General features: G+C 69.7%; 12 protein-coding genes. 7 read left to right on the top strand and 5 right to left on the bottom strand.

Annotation, left to right across the window (positions count from 1 at the left end; all coding sequences use genetic code 11):
- The first annotated feature begins 22 nt into the window (after nucleotides 1-22).
- The 6 genes from WME82_RS41650 (at nucleotide 23) to WME82_RS41625 (ending at nucleotide 6,652) form a co-directional block, all read left to right on the top strand.
- Nucleotides 23-610 carry an RNA polymerase sigma factor gene (locus WME82_RS41650; RefSeq protein WP_438039848.1) on the top strand — a complete coding sequence of 196 codons (588 nt, stop codon included), beginning with the start codon at nucleotides 23-25 and terminating at the stop codon, nucleotides 608-610.
- Entirely contained in the window at nucleotides 607-1,455 is an 849-nt protein-coding gene (locus WME82_RS41645; protein WP_438039847.1) for a hypothetical protein, read from the top strand. The genes WME82_RS41650 and WME82_RS41645 overlap by 4 nt, the downstream gene beginning before the upstream one ends.
- Nucleotides 1,456-1,516: 61 nt before the next feature.
- On the top strand, nucleotides 1,517-2,263 hold the full coding sequence (locus WME82_RS41640) for a hypothetical protein (protein ID WP_438039846.1): 747 nt from the start codon (nucleotides 1,517-1,519) through the stop codon (nucleotides 2,261-2,263).
- A gap of 184 nt (nucleotides 2,264-2,447) precedes the next feature.
- Complete coding sequence (locus WME82_RS41635; protein ID WP_438039845.1) at nucleotides 2,448-3,242, top strand: BPTI/Kunitz domain-containing protein; 795 nt, start codon at nucleotides 2,448-2,450, stop codon at nucleotides 3,240-3,242.
- Nucleotides 3,243-3,539: 297 nt separating this feature from the next.
- On the top strand, nucleotides 3,540-5,249 hold the full coding sequence (locus tag WME82_RS41630; RefSeq protein ID WP_438039844.1) for a DUF1592 domain-containing protein: 1,710 nt from the start codon (nucleotides 3,540-3,542) through the stop codon (nucleotides 5,247-5,249).
- On the top strand, nucleotides 5,246-6,652 hold the full coding sequence (locus tag WME82_RS41625) for a DUF1552 domain-containing protein (protein WP_438039843.1): 1,407 nt from the start codon (nucleotides 5,246-5,248) through the stop codon (nucleotides 6,650-6,652). The genes WME82_RS41630 and WME82_RS41625 overlap by 4 nt, the downstream gene beginning before the upstream one ends.
- Nucleotides 6,653-6,824: 172 nt before the next feature.
- Here WME82_RS41625 and metH read toward each other — a convergent pair whose 3' ends face one another.
- From metH to WME82_RS41600, 5 genes are all read right to left on the bottom strand, one after another.
- A complete protein-coding gene (gene metH / locus WME82_RS41620; protein WP_438039842.1) occupies nucleotides 6,825-10,664 on the bottom strand; it encodes a methionine synthase in 3,840 nt (1,279 codons plus the stop codon).
- Nucleotides 10,665-10,666: 2 nt separating this feature from the next.
- The gene (locus tag WME82_RS41615; protein WP_438039841.1) at nucleotides 10,667-11,620 is read right to left on the bottom strand and encodes an ArsR/SmtB family transcription factor; all 954 of its coding nucleotides are present in this window, start codon (nucleotides 11,618-11,620) and stop codon (nucleotides 10,667-10,669) included.
- Between the two features lie 189 nt (nucleotides 11,621-11,809).
- Nucleotides 11,810-12,652 (bottom strand): MBL fold metallo-hydrolase, encoded by an 843-nt coding sequence (locus WME82_RS41610; RefSeq protein WP_438039840.1) that lies wholly within the window; start codon nucleotides 12,650-12,652, stop codon nucleotides 11,810-11,812.
- Nucleotides 12,653-12,682: 30 nt separating this feature from the next.
- Nucleotides 12,683-14,125, bottom strand: coding sequence for a catalase (locus tag WME82_RS41605; protein ID WP_438039839.1), 1,443 nt, complete (start codon nucleotides 14,123-14,125; stop codon nucleotides 12,683-12,685).
- Nucleotides 14,126-14,240: 115 nt separating this feature from the next.
- Nucleotides 14,241-14,834, bottom strand: a complete 594-nt coding sequence (locus WME82_RS41600) for a protoglobin domain-containing protein (protein WP_438039838.1) — start codon at nucleotides 14,832-14,834, stop codon at nucleotides 14,241-14,243.
- Nucleotides 14,835-15,201: 367 nt separating this feature from the next.
- On the opposite strand from WME82_RS41600, the gene WME82_RS41595 reads away from it, so the two are divergent.
- Nucleotides 15,202-16,989 carry an amidohydrolase gene (locus tag WME82_RS41595; RefSeq protein ID WP_438039837.1) on the top strand — a complete coding sequence of 596 codons (1,788 nt, stop codon included), beginning with the start codon at nucleotides 15,202-15,204 and terminating at the stop codon, nucleotides 16,987-16,989.
- Nucleotides 16,990-17,064: the final 75 nt, after the last annotated feature.

Raw genomic sequence — 17,064 nt, 5'->3', positions numbered from 1 at the left:
CGGCGCCGGCCATGTACTTCGCGTGACGAGGACGTCCCCCGCGTCGGCGCTTCCCTTCGCGGGGTCCGTGTTCGATCCGCACTTCGGCGCCCACGACGCGCCCGTCTCCCTCGACTTCGACGCGGTCTACGACGAGCACGCCGACTTCGTCTGGCGAAACCTGCGCCGGCTCGGCGTCGGCGAGGCGAGCCTGGACGACGCCTTCCAGGACGTCTTCGTCGTGGTCCACCGGCGGCTCGGCGAGTTCGAGCCGCGGTCGAGCGTGAAGGCGTGGCTGTTCGCGATCCTCTGCCGGGTGGCGCGCGATCACCGGCGCCTCGTCCGGCGCAAGGGCGGACTCGAGGAGCTGCCGGGCGGCGTGGCGGACCGCGCGCCGGGGCCGGCGGAGCGGCTCGAGCAGGTCGAGGCGCTGAAGCTCGTCGACGCGCTCCTCGCGGAGCTCGACGACGACAAGCGCGCGGTGCTCGTGATGGCGGAGATCGAGGAGCTGAGCGCGCCGGAGATCGCCGCGGCGCTCGACCTGAAGCTGAACACCGTCTACTCGCGGCTGCGCGCCGCGCGCCGCGAGTTCGAGCTGGCGCTGGCGAGGCGCGGGGGCGGATGGCCATGAGCGATCCGGGCGACAAGGCGCGCGCGCTCCTGAGGGCGGCCCGAGCGGACGGGCTCGCGCCGTCCGACAAGGCGCGGCTCCGCGCGGCGCTCGCGGGCAAGCTGGCGGTCGGCGCGCCGCAGGAGCCGTCCGGGGAGGCGCCCACCTCGCCCCCGCCGCCGCCCGCGGGCAGCGGTGCAGGCGGCGGCGTCCTCGCGGGCAAGGCGGCCGGCGGCGTGCTCTCGGGCAAGGTGATCGCGGCGGGCGCGCTGATCGGCGCCGTCGCCTTCGCCGGCGGGTTCTTCACCGGCAGGGCGTCCGTCGACGTCCCTCCGCCGGCCAGCGCAGCGCCGCCGGCGAGCGCGCCCGCGGCGCCTCCGCCCGCGATGACGCCGCCCGCGGCGGCTCCGGTCGCCGCGCCGGCGCCGACAACGGCGCCCCCGCCCTCGCGCGCCGCCCGCGCGGTCGCGCCGGCACCGTCGCGGCCGCTGGACCCCGGCGCGGAGGGCGCCGCGCGAGCGCCCTCGACAGGGGGCGGCGAACGCGAGCCGGCGCGCCCGCGCGGCGGACAGCCGGCGAGGCCGAGCACGCTCGCCGCGGAGATGGCCTTGCTGCGCGAGGCGCAGGACGCCGTGCGGGACGGCGATCCGTCGGCCGCGCTCGATCGCCTCGACGACCTCGGCGCCCGGTTTCCAGAGGGCCAGCTCCGCGAGGAGCGCATGGCCGCGCGGGTGCTCGCCCTCTGCGCCGCAGGGCGGGCGCCGGAGGCGCGCGCCGAGGCCGAGCGGCTCCTCGGCGAGGCGCCGGGCTCGGTGCACGCGGGCCGCGTCCGCGCCTCCTGCGCGTTCCGAGAAAATCTCGACTGACAGAGACGGATGTTCCTCGAGCCGGCCATGTAGCGATGGACCGCAAGAGACAGGAGGAACCATGAATCATTCGACTCGCGTCGCGCTCGCGTTGCTCTTCGCTGCTGCCTCGCTCGGGAACACCGGCTGTCAGCCGCAGGACCTGCCCATCGGCGGCGATGAGGCCAGCTCGGGCGGCAGTGAGGCCAGCTCCGGCGGCGAGAAATCCGACACGGCTTCCCTGCTCATCGCTCACTGGGAGGGATACGTCGAGAACTTCAAGTTCCGCTCGGGATCGGACGTGATCCAGATCGACATCGACACCGTGGAGGGCACATCGATCCAGGGGAAGGTGCGCTTCGGCACGGGAGCCTCCCTGCCCCCGGCCGTGGATCCGGACGTGCCCTATCCCGAAAACCTCGGGCTGTTCGGCGACTACAATATCGGCCTGCCTTACGAAGGGTTCGATTTCACGATGCTCGGCGCGCAGCTCACCGACCGCCGGCTGCGTTTCGCCATCGACCCCCGGGAGCTCTGGAAGGGCTGGTGCGAGCTTCAGGCGTCGTCCCCAGGCTCAGGCTCCTACGAATGCGTGCGCAACGGGGGGGCGTGGGAAGAAACGTCCGAGGGCTGTTTCGCGGGCGGGCAGCCTGTCGACTGCGGATACCTCGCGCTGTGTGAAAGCGGCGTTTGCGGTTGTCGTGAGCCCGGATGCGCCGCTGCGCGCGACGTGCCCGCCTTCGATCTTCTCGTCGACCAGCAGAGGGCGGACGGCAGCATCGCGTTCGAGAGCACCACTTACAATGTCCGGCTGACGCGCGACCCCTGACGGCGAGCCGCTCAGGGACCGGTCCCCTCGACGACGCCGTCATGGTGTGCCGCGCCGCCTGGCACACCGAGGCCCAGCGCCCGCGCGATCCGGGCCGAGATCGGCGGGCGCACCGACCGGACGCCCAGGGCATGCCGGTTGCAACTCGCCCGGCATGCCTCGGCGCTTATCCCTGGGTCTTGGCTTGCTTAGCTCCCTTCTGCTCGCCGCAGGCTGCTCCGGGAAGGTGGACCCCGCAGGCTCGGGCGGCGGGGACCCGGGCGGAGGCGGTTCGTCTGCGGAGACCGGCGGCGGTGGCGGCGGCGGGGAAGTGCCCGTCCGGTGCCTGCTGCCGGCGGATCCTGGCCGGTGTGACGCGGCGTTCCCGAAATACTGGTACGACCCCGCCGCCGGCGCGTGCAGGGAGTTCACCTACGGCGGCTGCGAGGGCAACGAGAACCGCTTCGATTCCCTCGCCGCGTGCGAGGAGGCCTGTCGGGGCGAGCTGCCCGACATAGGCGTCTGCAACGCGCCGAGCGATTGCATCCTTGTGTCGCGGGGCTGCTGCGGCGCCTGTGACACGGCCAATGCCGAGAACTTCAGGGCCATCAACCGCGCCGGGACGAAGCTCAACGAGATCATCCAGGGGTGCGGGGGCGTCGCGTGCGGCGCATGCCCGGAGGTCACCGAGGCGGAGGGCACGACCCAGTACTTCGCCGCCACGTGCGAGGCGGGGCGCTGCGTCGTCCTCGACGTGCGCGAGTCGCCGCTGACGGAGTGCACTGTCGACTCGGACTGCGCCCTGCGCGACGGCCTCGGCTGCTGCGAGGGGTGCGACGGGGCAGGCATCGTCGCCCTCAACCAGAGCGCGGAGCTCGATGCCCTGGTCTGTCCCGCCGGCATGGGCGCGTGCCCTCCGTGCGCGCCCGTGTTCCCGGACGGCATGACGGCGGTCTGCTCGTCGGGCAGGTGTCAGCCGCAGATGCCCCCGACACCTTGAACGACCAGGAACGACCAGCGCTCCCGGCGTGCGTGGTCAGGCGCTGTCTCGTGAATCGTGGATAAGGCACTTTCCTGCGCCCACCTGGGCGCCTTTCGCGGCTCGGCGCGTCAATGGCCGCGCTGCGCCGATTCCGGTGAACAGCTCTGGCGCATTGGACGGGAAGGACGGCACCGACGGAAACCGACCGCTCCACCGCCACCTCGCATTGACGCTGAGCGCCTGGCCCCGATAGCCTGTTCCATGGAGCGCTCGTAGATTCTTCTTTCTTCGACCTCATTCACGAAGGAGCTGCCCGTGAATCGAAGCACCCCGAGGATGCTGCTCGCGGCCATCGCGCTCTCCAGCGCGGCCGCGTGCTCGGGAACGTCTGGAGACGGCGGATCGAATCCGGGCGACGGTCCCGGCCCCGGCCCTGGCCCTGGCCCAGGTCCCGGCCCCAGCGCGCAGTGCGAGCCCGGCGTCACCGCGCCAGGCCCCACCCCGCGCCTGACGCGGCTGACGCACGCGCAGTACGACAACACCATCCGTGACCTCTTCGGCAAGGACATGAAGGCCTCGGCGGCGTTCCTCGCGGACCCGGCGTTCGAGGGGTTCAACAACAACGCCAAGGGGCTCCTCGTCTCCGACCGCCTCGCCCGCGATTACCGCCGCGCCGCGGAGACCATCGCGGCCGACGCCGTCGTCGACCAGGCCGTGCTCGGCAAGATCGTGCCGTGCGCGCCGGAGGGCGACGGCGCGGCCTGCGCCCGGCAGCTCATCCGGGAGCTCGGCAAGCGCGTCTACAGGAGGCCGCTCTCGGCGGAGCAGGAGGAGGCGTACGCCGCCGCGTACGCCCGCGGCAACGGCCTCTTCGACGCGGGCACGCCGTTCGAGCAGGGCGTGCGCCACGTCATCGAGGCGATGCTCCAGTCGCCGCACTTCCTCTACCGCATCGAGCTCAGCGAGGAGCTCGACGGCGGGGGGATCATCCCGCTCGACGCCTACGAGGTCGCGACGCGGCTCTCGTACCTGCTCTGGAACAGCCTGCCCGACGACGCGCTCCTCGAAGCGGCGGAGGGCGGCGCGCTGGGCACGCCCGAGGGCATCGAGGCCGAGGCGCGGCGCATGCTCGCCGACCCCAGGGCCACGAGCGCCCTGGACGACTTCCACGCCCAGTGGCTCCACATGAGCCGTTACGCGGATCTCTCGAAGGATCCGGCGCTCTACGAGGACTTCGACGCCAGCGTTTCCTCGGCCATGGCGGCCGAGACGAGGCAGTTCATCCGGCACGTCGTCCTCGAGATGGAGGGCGACTTCAGGACGCTGATGACGGCGCCCGTCGGCTTCGTGAACGACAGGCTCGCCCCGATCTACGGCGTGGAGGGGTCGTTCACGAGCGAGCTCGTGGAGACGCCGCTCGACCCGGCGGAGCGGGCGGGGCTCCTCACGCAGGCCGGCTTCCTGAGCTCGCACGCGTTCTTCAACAAGAGCTCGCCGATCCATCGCGGCGTGTTCATCCAGCGCCAGATCCTGTGCACCGACCTCCCGGACCCGCCGGCGGACATCAACACGACGCTGCCGCCCATTCAGGGCGAGATCAGGACGACGCGCGACCAGGTGGAGGTGCACACGTCGCCGGACGCGTGCAACAAGTGCCATGGCGTGATCAACCCGCCGGGCTTCGCGCTGGAGCACTTCGACGCGGTCGGGCGCTACCGCGCCGACGAGGACGGCGAGGCGATCGACGCGACAGGCACGATCGCCGTCGGGGACGGTGAGATCAGCTTCGACGGCGCCGTGGATTTCGCGACGCAGCTCGCGGAGAGCCCCGTCGCGCAGCGGTGTTATCTGACGAACTGGTACCGTTACGGCAATGCCCGCCAGCTCTCGCGGGAGGACGCGTGCACGATCGCCGATCTCGACGCGAAGCTCGGCGCGTCCGGGTACAACATCAAGGAGCTGCTGGTCGCGCTCACGCAGACGAAGACGTTCAGGTACCGGGCCGTGGAAGAGGTGGACCAATGAATCGCAGAACGTTCCTGCGGGGCGCGTGCGGGGTGATGCTCGGCCTCCCGCTCCTCGAGTCGCTGCGCCCGCGCGACGCCAAGGCCGACGCGAGCGCGCCGCGCCGGTTCATCGCCTTCTTCATGTGCAATGGCGTGAACATGGCCAAGTTCTTCCCGAGTACGCAGTACGGCGCGCTGACGGCCGCGTCGTTCGGGGCGCAGCGGGCGATAGCGCCGCTCGCCGCGTACCGGGACAAGCTCCTGATCCCGCGGGGCATCCACATGGTGCCGCGCGGCTACGGGTTCGACCCGAGCGCGGGCGACGATCACGCGAAGGGGATGGGCTGCAAGCTCACGGCGCAGCCGCTCGTCCAGGGTAGCCAGTACGCGGCGGGGATCTCGCTCGACCAGTTCATCGCGAACAAGATCAACCCGCCGGGCACGCCCGCGCTCACGCTGATGGTCGGGGCGAAGACGCCGAACGTGCGCGGGCACATCTCGTACACCGGAAGCGAGCAGCCCGTCAGCGGCGAGAACAACCCGTGGCTCGCGTACCGGGACCTGGTCGGCGGGACGGACCTCGAAGAGGAGGCGATCGTGCGGCTCACGAAGCGCCGCGAGAGCGTGCTCGACCTGGTCTCGGTCGAGTACGAGGCCCTGCTCAAGAAGAAGCTCAGCAAGGCCGATCGCGACAAGCTCGAGATGCACTTCCAGACGGTGCGCGACCTCGAGGTGGGCATGGGCGGCTCGGGGATCATCCCGCGCGAGCTCTCGCCGGAGCGAGCGGCGGAGATCGAGGGGATCGACCCGGACACGGTGGGGTTCGACGCGGAGTTCAAGAAGGTCGGGCGGATGCAGATGGACATCCTCGCGCTGGCGATCGCGACCGGCGCGACGCGGTCGGCGACGCTGCAATGGGGCTCGGGCGCGGCAGGTCCCATCTTCAAGTGGGATGGGATGGCCCACGAGTACAACCACCACAAGCTCTCGCACGGGAACACGAGGGACGACGACACCGGGAGCGCCGTCGACGGCTACGAGGAGATGCTCTTCAACATCGATCGCTGGTTCATGGGCGAGTATGTCTATCTGCTCGACCGGCTCGCGGGCTACGAGGAGGGCGGGGCGACGGTGCTCGACAACAGCGCCGTCGTGTTCATGAACGAGCTCTCCGACGGCCTGCGCCACGATTTCCGCGACCTGCCGTACATCATCGCGGGGAGCTGCGGCGGCTACTTCAAGACGGGGCAGTACATCAAGGTGACGCGGCAGTCGAGCACGGTGCAGGACAAGGACGCGCCCCACAACAAGCTGCTCACGACGCTCGCGAACGCGGTCGGCTGCACCGAGGAGGGCGGGGGGCCGATCGCGAACTTCGGCTCCTTCGGCCAGCCCGGCGAGCTCGACGAGCTCAAGGCCTGATCCGGCGAGAGATTTCAACGCAAAGACGCAAAGACGCAAAAAAGAACAGATAGAGATTTCAACGCAGAGTCGCAAAAAACAGATTTTTTTTCAGGTTTGCGTCTTTGCGCCTTTGCGTCTTTGCGTTGAAATCTCTCTTCCTTCGCGAGGCCGATCCCCGGCGGGATTTCCGCTAGTTTGAAGCGTCGTAGTTGAGGTTCGGGCCGAGCCAGCGCTCGACCTCCGCGACGGTCATGCCCTTGCGCGCGTGGTAGTCGATCACCTGGTCGCGATCGATCTTTCCCAGGCTGAAATACCGGGCCTCCGGGTGCGCGAAGTACAGGCCGCTCACGCTCGAACCGGGCCACATCGCGAACGACTCGGTGATCTGGATGCCGGTGCTCTTCTCGACGTCGAGCAGCCGCCAGAGCGTGCCTTTCTCTGTGTGATCCGGGCACGCGGGGTAGCCCGCCGCGGGCCGGATGCCGCGGTATTTCTCCTCGATGAGCTCGGCCTTGGTCAGGTCCTCCTGCCGGCCATAGCCCCACTCGTCGCGCACCCGCTTGTGCAGGCACTCGGCGAACGCCTCGGCCAGGCGATCGGCGATCGCCTCGGCCATGATGGCGTTGTAGTCGTCGTGCCCCGCCCTGAACCGCTCGCACAGCTCCTTCAGGCCGATCCCGGCGGTCACCGCGAAGCCGGCGATGTGGTCCCGGAGGCCGGTCTCCCTGGGCGCGATGAAATCCACGAGCGACCGGTTCGGCTCGCCGCTCTCCTTCGCCGTCTGCTGGCGCAGGAAGTGAAACCGCTCGAGCACCTTCGTGCGCGTCCCGTCCGTGTACACCTCCACGTCGTCGCCCACGGCGTTCGCGGCGAAGAAGCCATACACGCCGCGCGCCGTCAGCAGCTTCTTCTCGATGATCGTGTCGAGCAGCGCGTTCGCCTCGGAGAAGAGCTGGCGCGCTTGCTCGCCGTACTTCTCGTGCTCCAGGATCCGCGGATAGACGCCCTTCAGCTCCCACGTGTGGAAGAACGGCGTCCAGTCGATGTACTCGCGCAAGGCGGCGAGCGGGAAGTCCTCGAGCACGCGCGCGCCGGTGAACTCGGGCACCGGCAGATCCTCGGCGCGCCATTCGATCCGCGTCCGGTTCGCGCGCGCGGCCTCGAGGGAGACGAGCTTGTGCTTCGGCGCCGCGTGGAGCCGGCGGAGCTTCTCGTACTCGGCGCGGTGCTGGGCGACGAACGCCGCCTTGCCCTCCTCGCTCAGGAGGCTCGTCGTGACGGGCACGGCGCGGCTCGCGTCGACCACATGCACGACCGGCTCGCTGTAATGCGGGGCCACCTTCACGGCCGTGTGCGCCTTGCTGGTCGTCGCCCCGCCGATCAGGAGCGGCAGCTTGAAGTTCTGCCGCTCCATCTCGCGGGCGACGTGGATCATCTCGTCGAGCGACGGCGTGATCAGCCCGCTCAGGCCGATCAGATCCGCCTTCTCCTGCCTGGCGCGCTCGAGGATCTTCTCGCACGGGACCATGACGCCCATGTCGATCACCTCGTAATTGTTGCAGGCGAGCACGACGCCCACGATGTTCTTGCCGATGTCGTGGACATCGCCCTTCACCGTGGCAAGGACGATCTTCCCCTGCGTCTTCACCTCCTGTCCAGCGGCGGCCATCGCGGCCTTCTCCTCCTCCATGAACGGCGTGAGGTACGCGACGGCCTTCTTCATCACGCGCGCTGATTTCACCACCTGCGGCAGGAACATCTTGCCCGCGCCGAAGAGATCTCCGACGACGCTCATTCCATCCATCAGCGGGCCCTCGATCACGGAGAGCGGACGGCCGAGCTTGGCGCGCGCGTCCTCGGTGTCGATATCGATGTACGTGTCGATGCCCTTGACCAGCGCGTGCGACAGCCGCTCCTCGACGGTGCCTTTGCGCCACTCCTCTTCTTTCTTCTCGGCCGCGGCGGCGCCGGCGCTCCTGGCCTTCAGCGCTTCGCCGAAGTCGACGAGCCGCTCCGTGGCGTCCGGACGCCGGTTGAGCAGGACGTCCTCGACGAGCTCGCGGAGCTCCGGCTCGATCTCCTCGTACACCTCGAGCATGCCCGCGTTGACGATGCCCATGTCCATGCCGGCCCGGATGGCATGGTAGAGGAACGCCGAGTGCATGGCCTCGCGCACCCGGTTGTTGCCGCGGAAGCTGAAGGAGATGTTCGACACGCCGCCGCTGACCTTGGCGTGCGGCAAGTTCGCCTTGATCCAGCGGGTGGCCTCGATGAAGTCGACGGCGTAATTGTTGTGCTCCTCCATGCCGGTGGCGACCGTGAGGATGTTCGGATCGAAGATGATGTCCTCGGGAGGAAACCCCACCTCGTCGACGAGGATGCCGTACGCGCGCTTGCAGATCCGGATCTTGTCCTCGTAGGTGGCGGCCTGCCCTTGCTCGTCGAAGGCCATGACCACGACGGCGGCGCCGTACTTGAGGACGGTCTTCGCGCTCTCGCGGAACTTCGCCTCGCCCTCCTTGAGCGAGATGGAGTTCACGATGCCCTTGCCCTGCATGCACCTGAGGCCCGCCTCGATGACCTCCCATTTCGACGAGTCCACCATGAACGGGACCTTCGCCACCTCGGGCTCGCTGGCCAGGAGCAGCAGGAAGCGCGTCATCGCGGAGACGCCGTCGATCATGCCCTCGTCCATGCAGATATCGATGACGTTGGCGCCGTTCTCGACCTGCTGGCGCGCGACGCTCACCGCTTCCTCGAACTTCCCTTCCTTGATGAGCTTCGCGAACTTCGGCGATCCGGCGACGTTGGTGCGCTCGCCCAGGATCATGTAGACGCCGGGCTGCTGCGTGAACGGCTGCGAGCCGGACAGGCGCAGGGGGATCGGCGCGCCGGAAGAGGCCGCGCCGCCGGGCGGGGCCTCCGCCGGGGGCCTCGGGTCGAGGGCGCGCGGGGGCTTGCCGGCGAGCGCCTTGGCGATGGCCGCGATGTGCTCGGGCGTGTTGCCGCAGCAGCCGCCGGCGATGTTGAGGAGGCCTGCGTCCGCGAAGCCGCCGATGTGGCGCGCCATGTCCGGCGGCTCCAGATCGAAGCCCGTGGGGGAGAGCGGGTTGGGCAGGCCGGCGTTCGGGTAGCAGGAGATCGCGGCGCTGGACTTCTCCGAGAGGTCGGACAGGAACGGATACATCAGGTCCGGGCCGAGCGAGCAGTTCAGCCCGATGGCGAGCGGGTTCACGTGCTTCACCGCGTTCCAGAACGCCTCGACCGTCTGCGCGGAGATCATCGTCTCTCCGCCGCGCCCGACCGCCGCCGAGATCATCACCGGCAGGGTCTTGCCGTCCTTGTCGAACACCTCTCGAATGGCGACGAGCGCGGCCTTCGCGTTGAGCGAGTCGAAGATGGTCTCGACCAGCAGCACGTCGGAGCCGCCGGCGATCAAGGCGCGGATCTGGTGGACGTACGCCTGCTTCACCTGATCGAACGTCACGACGCGGAAGCCGGGATCGTCGGCGTCCGGGGAGTTGGACAGGGAGACGGTGAGCGGGCCGATGGCGCCCGCGACGAACCGCTGCCGCCCGTCGGCGTTCGCCACGCGATCGGCCCATTCGCGGCACTGCCGCGCGGACTGCTCGTTGATCTCCCAGGCGAGGTCGTTGAGGAACGGGTCGTCGATGATCCCTTGATAGAAGGCTGGATCCTTCCGCCCGCCGTGCTCCCGCGGGTCGTCCACGAAGAACTCGCTCTGGGTGATGCTGGTCGCGCCGAAGGTGTTCGTCTCGATGATGTCGGCGCCGGCCTCGAGGAACCGCCGGTGGATATCGCAGATCATCTCCGGCTGCGTGAGCGAGAACAGATCGCCGTTGTTCAGCAGGTCTTTCTTCGAATCCGCGAATCGCTCGCCCCGGATGTCGGCTTCCTTCATCCCGTAGGTGCGGATGGTCGTCCCCATCGCCCCGTCGATGATGACGATGCGGCTCTGGAGGAGCTTCTGGAGTGGATGAAGGGGAGGCGTGGTGTTGTTGGACGGCATGATCAGCCTCGCTTGGCGCTCTGGGAGGGACCGGGGGTCGGCTTGTCGGCGATGGCGAGCACGACCTGGAAATGGGGTTTTTTTGTCTCGCGGCAGGCGACTTCGGACGCGGCGACATCGAGCTTCACGCGGGTGAGCATGGCGCGGATGTCGGAGGGCGAGAAGCCGGGGTGGCGCTCGCCGTAGGGCACGGTGATCTCCCGCTGCTGGTGCGCGTCGAGCGACAGGATGACCACCCGACCGCCCGGGCGGAGCACGCGGGCGCACTCTTCCAGCGCCCGCGGCGGGTCCTCGGCGTAGGTCAGCGTGTGAAACACGAGGACCGAGTCGAAGGAGGCGTCTCCGAACGGCAGCGCCTGGACATCGGCGACCTGGACGCGGACGTGGGGCTGGGTCGAGAACCGCTCTCTTGCGGCCTCGATCATCCGGCTGCTCGAGTCGATGCAGGTGAGCGAGCGGCAGTAAGGCGCGAGCGCGCTGGCCGCCGCGCCGTCGCCCGATCCGACGTCGAGGACGTCGCCGAGGCGGAGCAAGGCGGCGATGCCGACCGCGAGCGACTGCCATGTGCGGCCCGGGGAGTAGTGCCTCTCCATCTCGCCGGCGAAGGACTCGGGGAGGCCGCCGCGCCGCTCGGCGTCGAGCTCCAGGAGGCGCCGCTGGTCGCCTTCCAGGGTCGGGTCGGGCGATTTCGTTGCCTCATCGAGGAGGGCCTTCGCGGTCCCGGGCAGGGTATCGACCGCGAGCGCATAGAACGACTGCGGCCCCTGGCGCCGATCCCGCACGAACCCAGCCTCGCGGAGCCGCCCGAGGTGCGTCGAGACGCGCGACTGCGCGATGCCCGTCACGCGAACCAGATCCGTCACCCGCAGCTCGCGCTCGCGGAGGAGCACGCAGAGCCGTATCCGGCTCTCGTCCCCGAGGAGGTTCAGCGTCTCGATGTATTCGGAAAGACTCATGTATTCATGTATCTCGATGCGCGAATGTCATAGAGGCCCCGGCTGCCGGAGTCAAGCGCGGCGGTGCCCGAGGAGCACCGAGCGCTGGCCGCGTCGCCGCGTCGCGGGTGCGTTCCGTCGCGAGCGTGCCCCCTGGTGCGGGGTGTTATCCGCTCCACGCGCAAGCACCCCTCGAGAGCGAAAGGTGCGTCAGAGCTCGAGCGTGCCGCCGAGGTCGAGGAAGCGCGTCCGCTCCTCGAGACCGGCGGCGACGAACGCGCCGCGGAGGTCGTCCTCGGACTGCTGGAAGTGCGCCCACCCAGAGCGATGGATCGGCAGGATGATCTTCGCGTCCAGCATGCGGCACGCGGCGATCGCCTCCGCCGCGTCGAACGTGAAGCGCGCGCGACGGAACCCGGGCGCGCGCGGGAAGCCGACCGCGCCGCAGTGGACGACGGCCAGGTCGACGGGGCGCTGGCTTCGGATCTCCGCGAGCGTGGCCTCGAGCGCTGGAAAGAGCACGGTGTCGCCCGAGATCCAGACGCGCGGGCCATCGTCCACATCGACGAGGAAGCCGGTCACCTCGTGGGCCTGCGGCGCGTAGCCCGGACCATGGCGGGCGACGATCGTCGTGACGGTGACCGGTCCAACGCGTGTCTTCGCTCCAGGCGCGAGCCCGACGGCGCGTCCGCCGAGCCCGAGGCCGCAGCCCGGCGCATCCTTGGTCGCCGCGGGGCGAGCGAGTCGCCTCGCGCTCGGAACCGTCGTCACCACCCGGCCGACGCGCGCCTCGTCGGCGACGAGCGCACGCCCGGCCAGGTCGAGGTTGTCGGCGTGATGATCGTGGCTCAGAAGGACGGCGTCGAAGGAGCCGAGCGACGCCGGGCTCTCTGGCGTCACATAGCGCTTCTCCGTCGCGAACCATGACCGCGGCACGAACCACGGCCCGAAGTCGTAGGCCGCCCCGACCTCGTCGAACACCGGATCTGTCAAGAACCGTGTCTCGCCGATGCGGAGGACGAGCGTCGCCGTCCCGAGGTATGTCAGCTCCATCGCGCAGCTTACGATCGCGCGAGCGCGGCGCTAGCCCCGGTCGAGGCCGAGCGCGCGGGCCACGCCGGCCCCGTAGGCGGGGTCGGCCTTGATGCAGTTGGCGACGTGCCGGCGCTGGATGTCGACCGACGCGCCGCCGAGGGAGCGAGCGGTGTTATCGAACAGCGCCTGCCGCTGCGCCGGCGACATCAGGCGGAACAAGCGACCTGGCTGCTCCCAGTGGTCCTCGTCGGCGCGATGATCCCAGTGGGCGGCATCGCCCGCGACGGGCAGCGGCGGCTCACCGGCGCCGGCGTCGTCGTTCCATTCGCCGTGTCGGTTCGGGAAGTAGCTGGTCATGGCGCCGAGGTTGCCGTCGACGCGCATCGCGCCGTCGCGGTGGAAGCTGTGAAACGGGCACTTCGGCGCGTTGACGGGGATCTGGTTGAAGTTGACGCCGAGCCGGTAGCGCTGCGCGTCGCCGTACGAGAAGAGCCGCGCCTGCAGCATCTTGTCGGGCGACAAGCCGATGCCGGGGACGATGTTGGCCGGTGAGAACGCGGCCTGCTCGACCTCGGCGAACACGTTGTCGGGGTTGCGGTCGAGCTCGAGGACGCCGACCTCGATGAGCGGATAGTCGGCCTTCGGCCAGATCTTGGTGAGGTCGAACGGGTTATGCCGGTGCGTCCGCGCCTGCGCCTCGGTCATGACCTGAATGCAGAACTTCCAGCGCGGAAACCGCCCCGCCTCCAGGCTCTCGAACAGGTCGCGCTGGTGGCTCTCGCGGTCTCGCCCCACCACCGCCTCGGCCTCGGCGTCGGTGAGGTTGTCGATCCCCTGCTGGCTGATGAAGTGGAACTTGACCCACACGCGCTCGTTCGCGTCGTTGATCATGCTGAAGGTGTGGCTGCCGAAGCCGTGCATCGTGCGATAGCTGCGCGGAATCCCGCGGTCGCTCATCACGATCGTCACCTGGTGGAGCGCCTCGGGCAGCGACGTCCAGAAGTCCCAGTTGTTGTCCGCGCTGCGCATCCCGGTGCGAGGGTCGCGCTTGACCGCGTGGTTGAGGTCGGGGAAGCGCAGCGGGTCGCGGAAGAAGAACACAGGCGTGTTGTTGCCGACGATGTCCCAGTTCCCCTCTTCGGTGTAAAACTTCACCGCGAAGCCGCGGATATCACGCTCGGCATCGGCGGCGCCGCGCTCGCCGGCGACCGTCGAGAATCGCACGAACACCGGCGTCCGCTTGCCGATCTCGGCGAGGAGCTTGGCCCGGGTGTACCGCGTGACGTCGTGCGTCACGGTGAACGTCCCGTATGCGCCCGAGCCCTTGGCGTGCATGCGCCGCTCGGGGATCACCTCGCGGTCGAAGTGCGCGAGCTTCTCGATCAGCCAGATGTCCTGCAGCAGCGCGGGGCCGCGCGGACCGGCGGTCTGGATGTTTACATTGTCGACCACGGGCGCACCCGTGGCGTGGGTCAATTTGGGTTTGGACATTGGAGTCTGCGATGTAACGCGATCAGGCCGGCGCGGAAAACCCGACCAAGGTCGGGTGTCGATGTCTGGCCACATTCGGAGATCGCGTCACTCTGGAACGATGGCCGCGGCGCCGTCAGAACACCGACGGCGCCACGTAGGGCACGCTCCACAGCGTGACCTGCAGCGTCACCGCCTTGAACCACGCGGCGTGCATCCCTTCCACGTCGGCGGCCGGGTGGCCCTTCCTGGCCAGGAACGGCTTGATCGTGGCCGTGATCGGGACGATGAAGGCGATCAGGTAACGGAGGTGAATGTGCGGCGCGGCCGACGTCACGCCGTCGGTCCGGCTCTTCTTCGCGCTGGTGTGGCGCAGGCCGATCTCGTGCTGGTAATCGAGCCACGCGCGGTCGTAGCGGGCCGCGCACGTATCGCGGATCCACTGGCCGAAGCGCTGGCGCACGCCGCTCAGGTAGCGTGGGTTGGGCTGACCGTCAGCGCCGCTGAAGTACTGCAGGAGGTGGGGGTTCGCGCCGACGAAGCCGTACCAGACGTCGAGCACGGCCTCGATCTGGTCGCCGAGCACCTCTCCCGCCATGCGCAGGTAGCGGAGGTCGTCGTCGCCGAGCAGGACCGTCTGCTTGAGCAGCGCGAAGTCGGCGTCCGTGACGGGTGACGCGGAGACGTGCGGCGTGCCGAAGGTGTAGCCGGGGATCGAAGATTGGGTCATTTGAGGGCCTCTCTCGGGTGGGTGGTTCAGCGGATCCGCTTCGAGATCCATGCGACGATATCTGCCTGTGGCCGAGCGCGGGTGGTGCGGGCGTCGACATCGGCCCGGGCGTCATGCTCCAGGCGGCCATAGGCGGGATCTTCGGCGAGGACGACCCGACCAAGGTCGGGTGTCTCGCTCCCGACGATCGCGCGTCGGTCATCGATGGGTGGGCCGATGGGGACGGCTCGCGACGTCAGGCCGTGATTCGCGCCGCGATCGTGGTTCGAGACGGAGGAGCGCTACGAGACGCCGGAGAGCCCTCACCCCCCTAAGGTCGGGTTTCCCCTCCACCATTCCTCTGCCATCTTCCGCGCGGACCCTGCCTATGACAACCAGCGCAGACCCCGAGCTCATCCTCTTCAACGGGCGAATCACCACCATGGATCCGCGGGCGCCCGCGGCCTCGGCGGCGGCGATCCGCGGCGGGCGATTCGTCGCCGTCGGCGACGACGCCGACGTCCTGCGCAGCGCCGGCGCCGGCATCCGCAAGATCGATCTCCGCGGCCGGCGGGCGATCCCCGGCCTCATCGATTCACACCTCCACCTCATCCGCGGCGGCCTCACGTACAACAGCGAGTTGCGGTGGGACGGCGTCGCCTCGCTGGCTGAGGCCCTGAGGCGGCTGCGCGCGCAGGCCCAGATCACCCCGCCGCCGCAGTGGGTCCGCGTCGTCGGTGGTTGGTCGGAGTTCCAGTTCGCCGAGCGGCGCATGCCGACCCTCGACGAGCTCAACGCCGCCGCGCCGGACACCCCGGTGTTCGTGCTCCACCTCTACGCGCAGGCGCTGCTCAACCGCGCCGCGCTGCGGGCCGTCGGCACCACGCGCGACACGCCCGACCCGCCGGGCGGGGTGATCCAGCGCGACCGTCACGGCGAGCCGACAGGCCTCCTGGTCGCCAAGCCGAACGCGTGGATCCTCTACGCCACGCTGGCCAAGGGCCCCTGGCTCGGCCCTGACGAGCAGCGCAACAGCACCCGTCATTTCATGCGCGAGCTCAACCGCCTCGGCATCACCGGGGCGATCGACGCCGGCGGCGGCTTCCAGCAGTACCCCGAGCACTACCAGATCATCGAGGAGCTCGCGGCCGCAAAGCAGCTGACCGTGCGGCTGGCCTACAACCTGTTCACCCAGCGCCCCGGGCAGGAGCTCGAGGACTTCAGCCAGTGGGCCAAGGCCGTCAGCCCTGGCCGCGGCGACGACTACTATCGGCTCAACGGCGCCGGCGAGATGCTCGTCTACTCGGCCGCCGACTTCGAGGACTTCCTCGAGCCGCGGCCCGACCTGCCGCCGCACATGGAGGCGCAGCTCGGCGCCGTGGTCGAGCACCTGGTCGCGTGTCGCTGGCCGTTTCGCCTGCACGCCACCTACGACGAGTCGATCACGCGCATGCTCGACGTGTTCGAGGCCGTGAATCGCAAGGTCCCGTTCGCCGGCCTGCGGTGGTTCTTCGACCACGCCGAGACCGTGTCGGCGCGCAACATCGACCGGATCGCCGCGCTCGGCGGCGGCATCGCCGTCCAGCACCGCATGGCCTACCAGGGCGAGCACTTCCTCCACCGCTACGGCCCGGAGATGACGAGCGACGCCCCGCCGGTGCGGCGCATGCTCGCCGCGGGGATCCCCGTCGGCGGGGGCACCGACGCCACGCGCGTCGCCAGCTACAACCCGTGGGTCGGCCTCGGCTGGCTGGTCTCCGGTCGCAGCGTCGGCGGCACCGAGCTGCTCGGCCCTGGCGCCCGCCTGTCGCGCGAGCAAGCGCTGCGCCTCTACACCGCCGGCAACGGGTGGTTCTCCGGCGAGGACGGCCAGCGGGGCCTCGTCGCCGAGGGCCGCCTCGGCGACCTCGCGGTGCTGTCCGACGACTACTTCGTGGTGCCAGAGGCGGAGATCCGCGACATCACCTCGGTGCTCACGGTGGTCGGCGGCGACGTCGTCCACGCCAGCGGCGATTTCGGCGGCCTCGCTCCCCCGCCGCTGCCGTTCAGCCCCGGCTGGGCCCCGCCCGCGCAATACGGCGGCTACGACCCCGGCGTGGTCGCCCGCGCGCTGAGCCGGCGCGCCCGCCACCGTCACCACCCCCACGGCCTCGCCTGCCCCTGCGCCGTGTTCTAGCCGCTTCTTCCGCGGCCCTCGCCGGCCGCACCCGCGACGTCGCCTTCGTCGCCTCCTGGCTGCCCCTCGAGCTCT

This window comes from Sorangium sp. So ce128, assembly GCF_051525245.1.
Lineage (GTDB): Bacteria > Myxococcota_A > Polyangia > Polyangiales > Polyangiaceae > Sorangium > Sorangium cellulosum_B.
The sequence above is the reverse complement of the archived record's forward strand: the minus strand, read 5'-3'. Positions and strand labels throughout refer to the sequence as shown.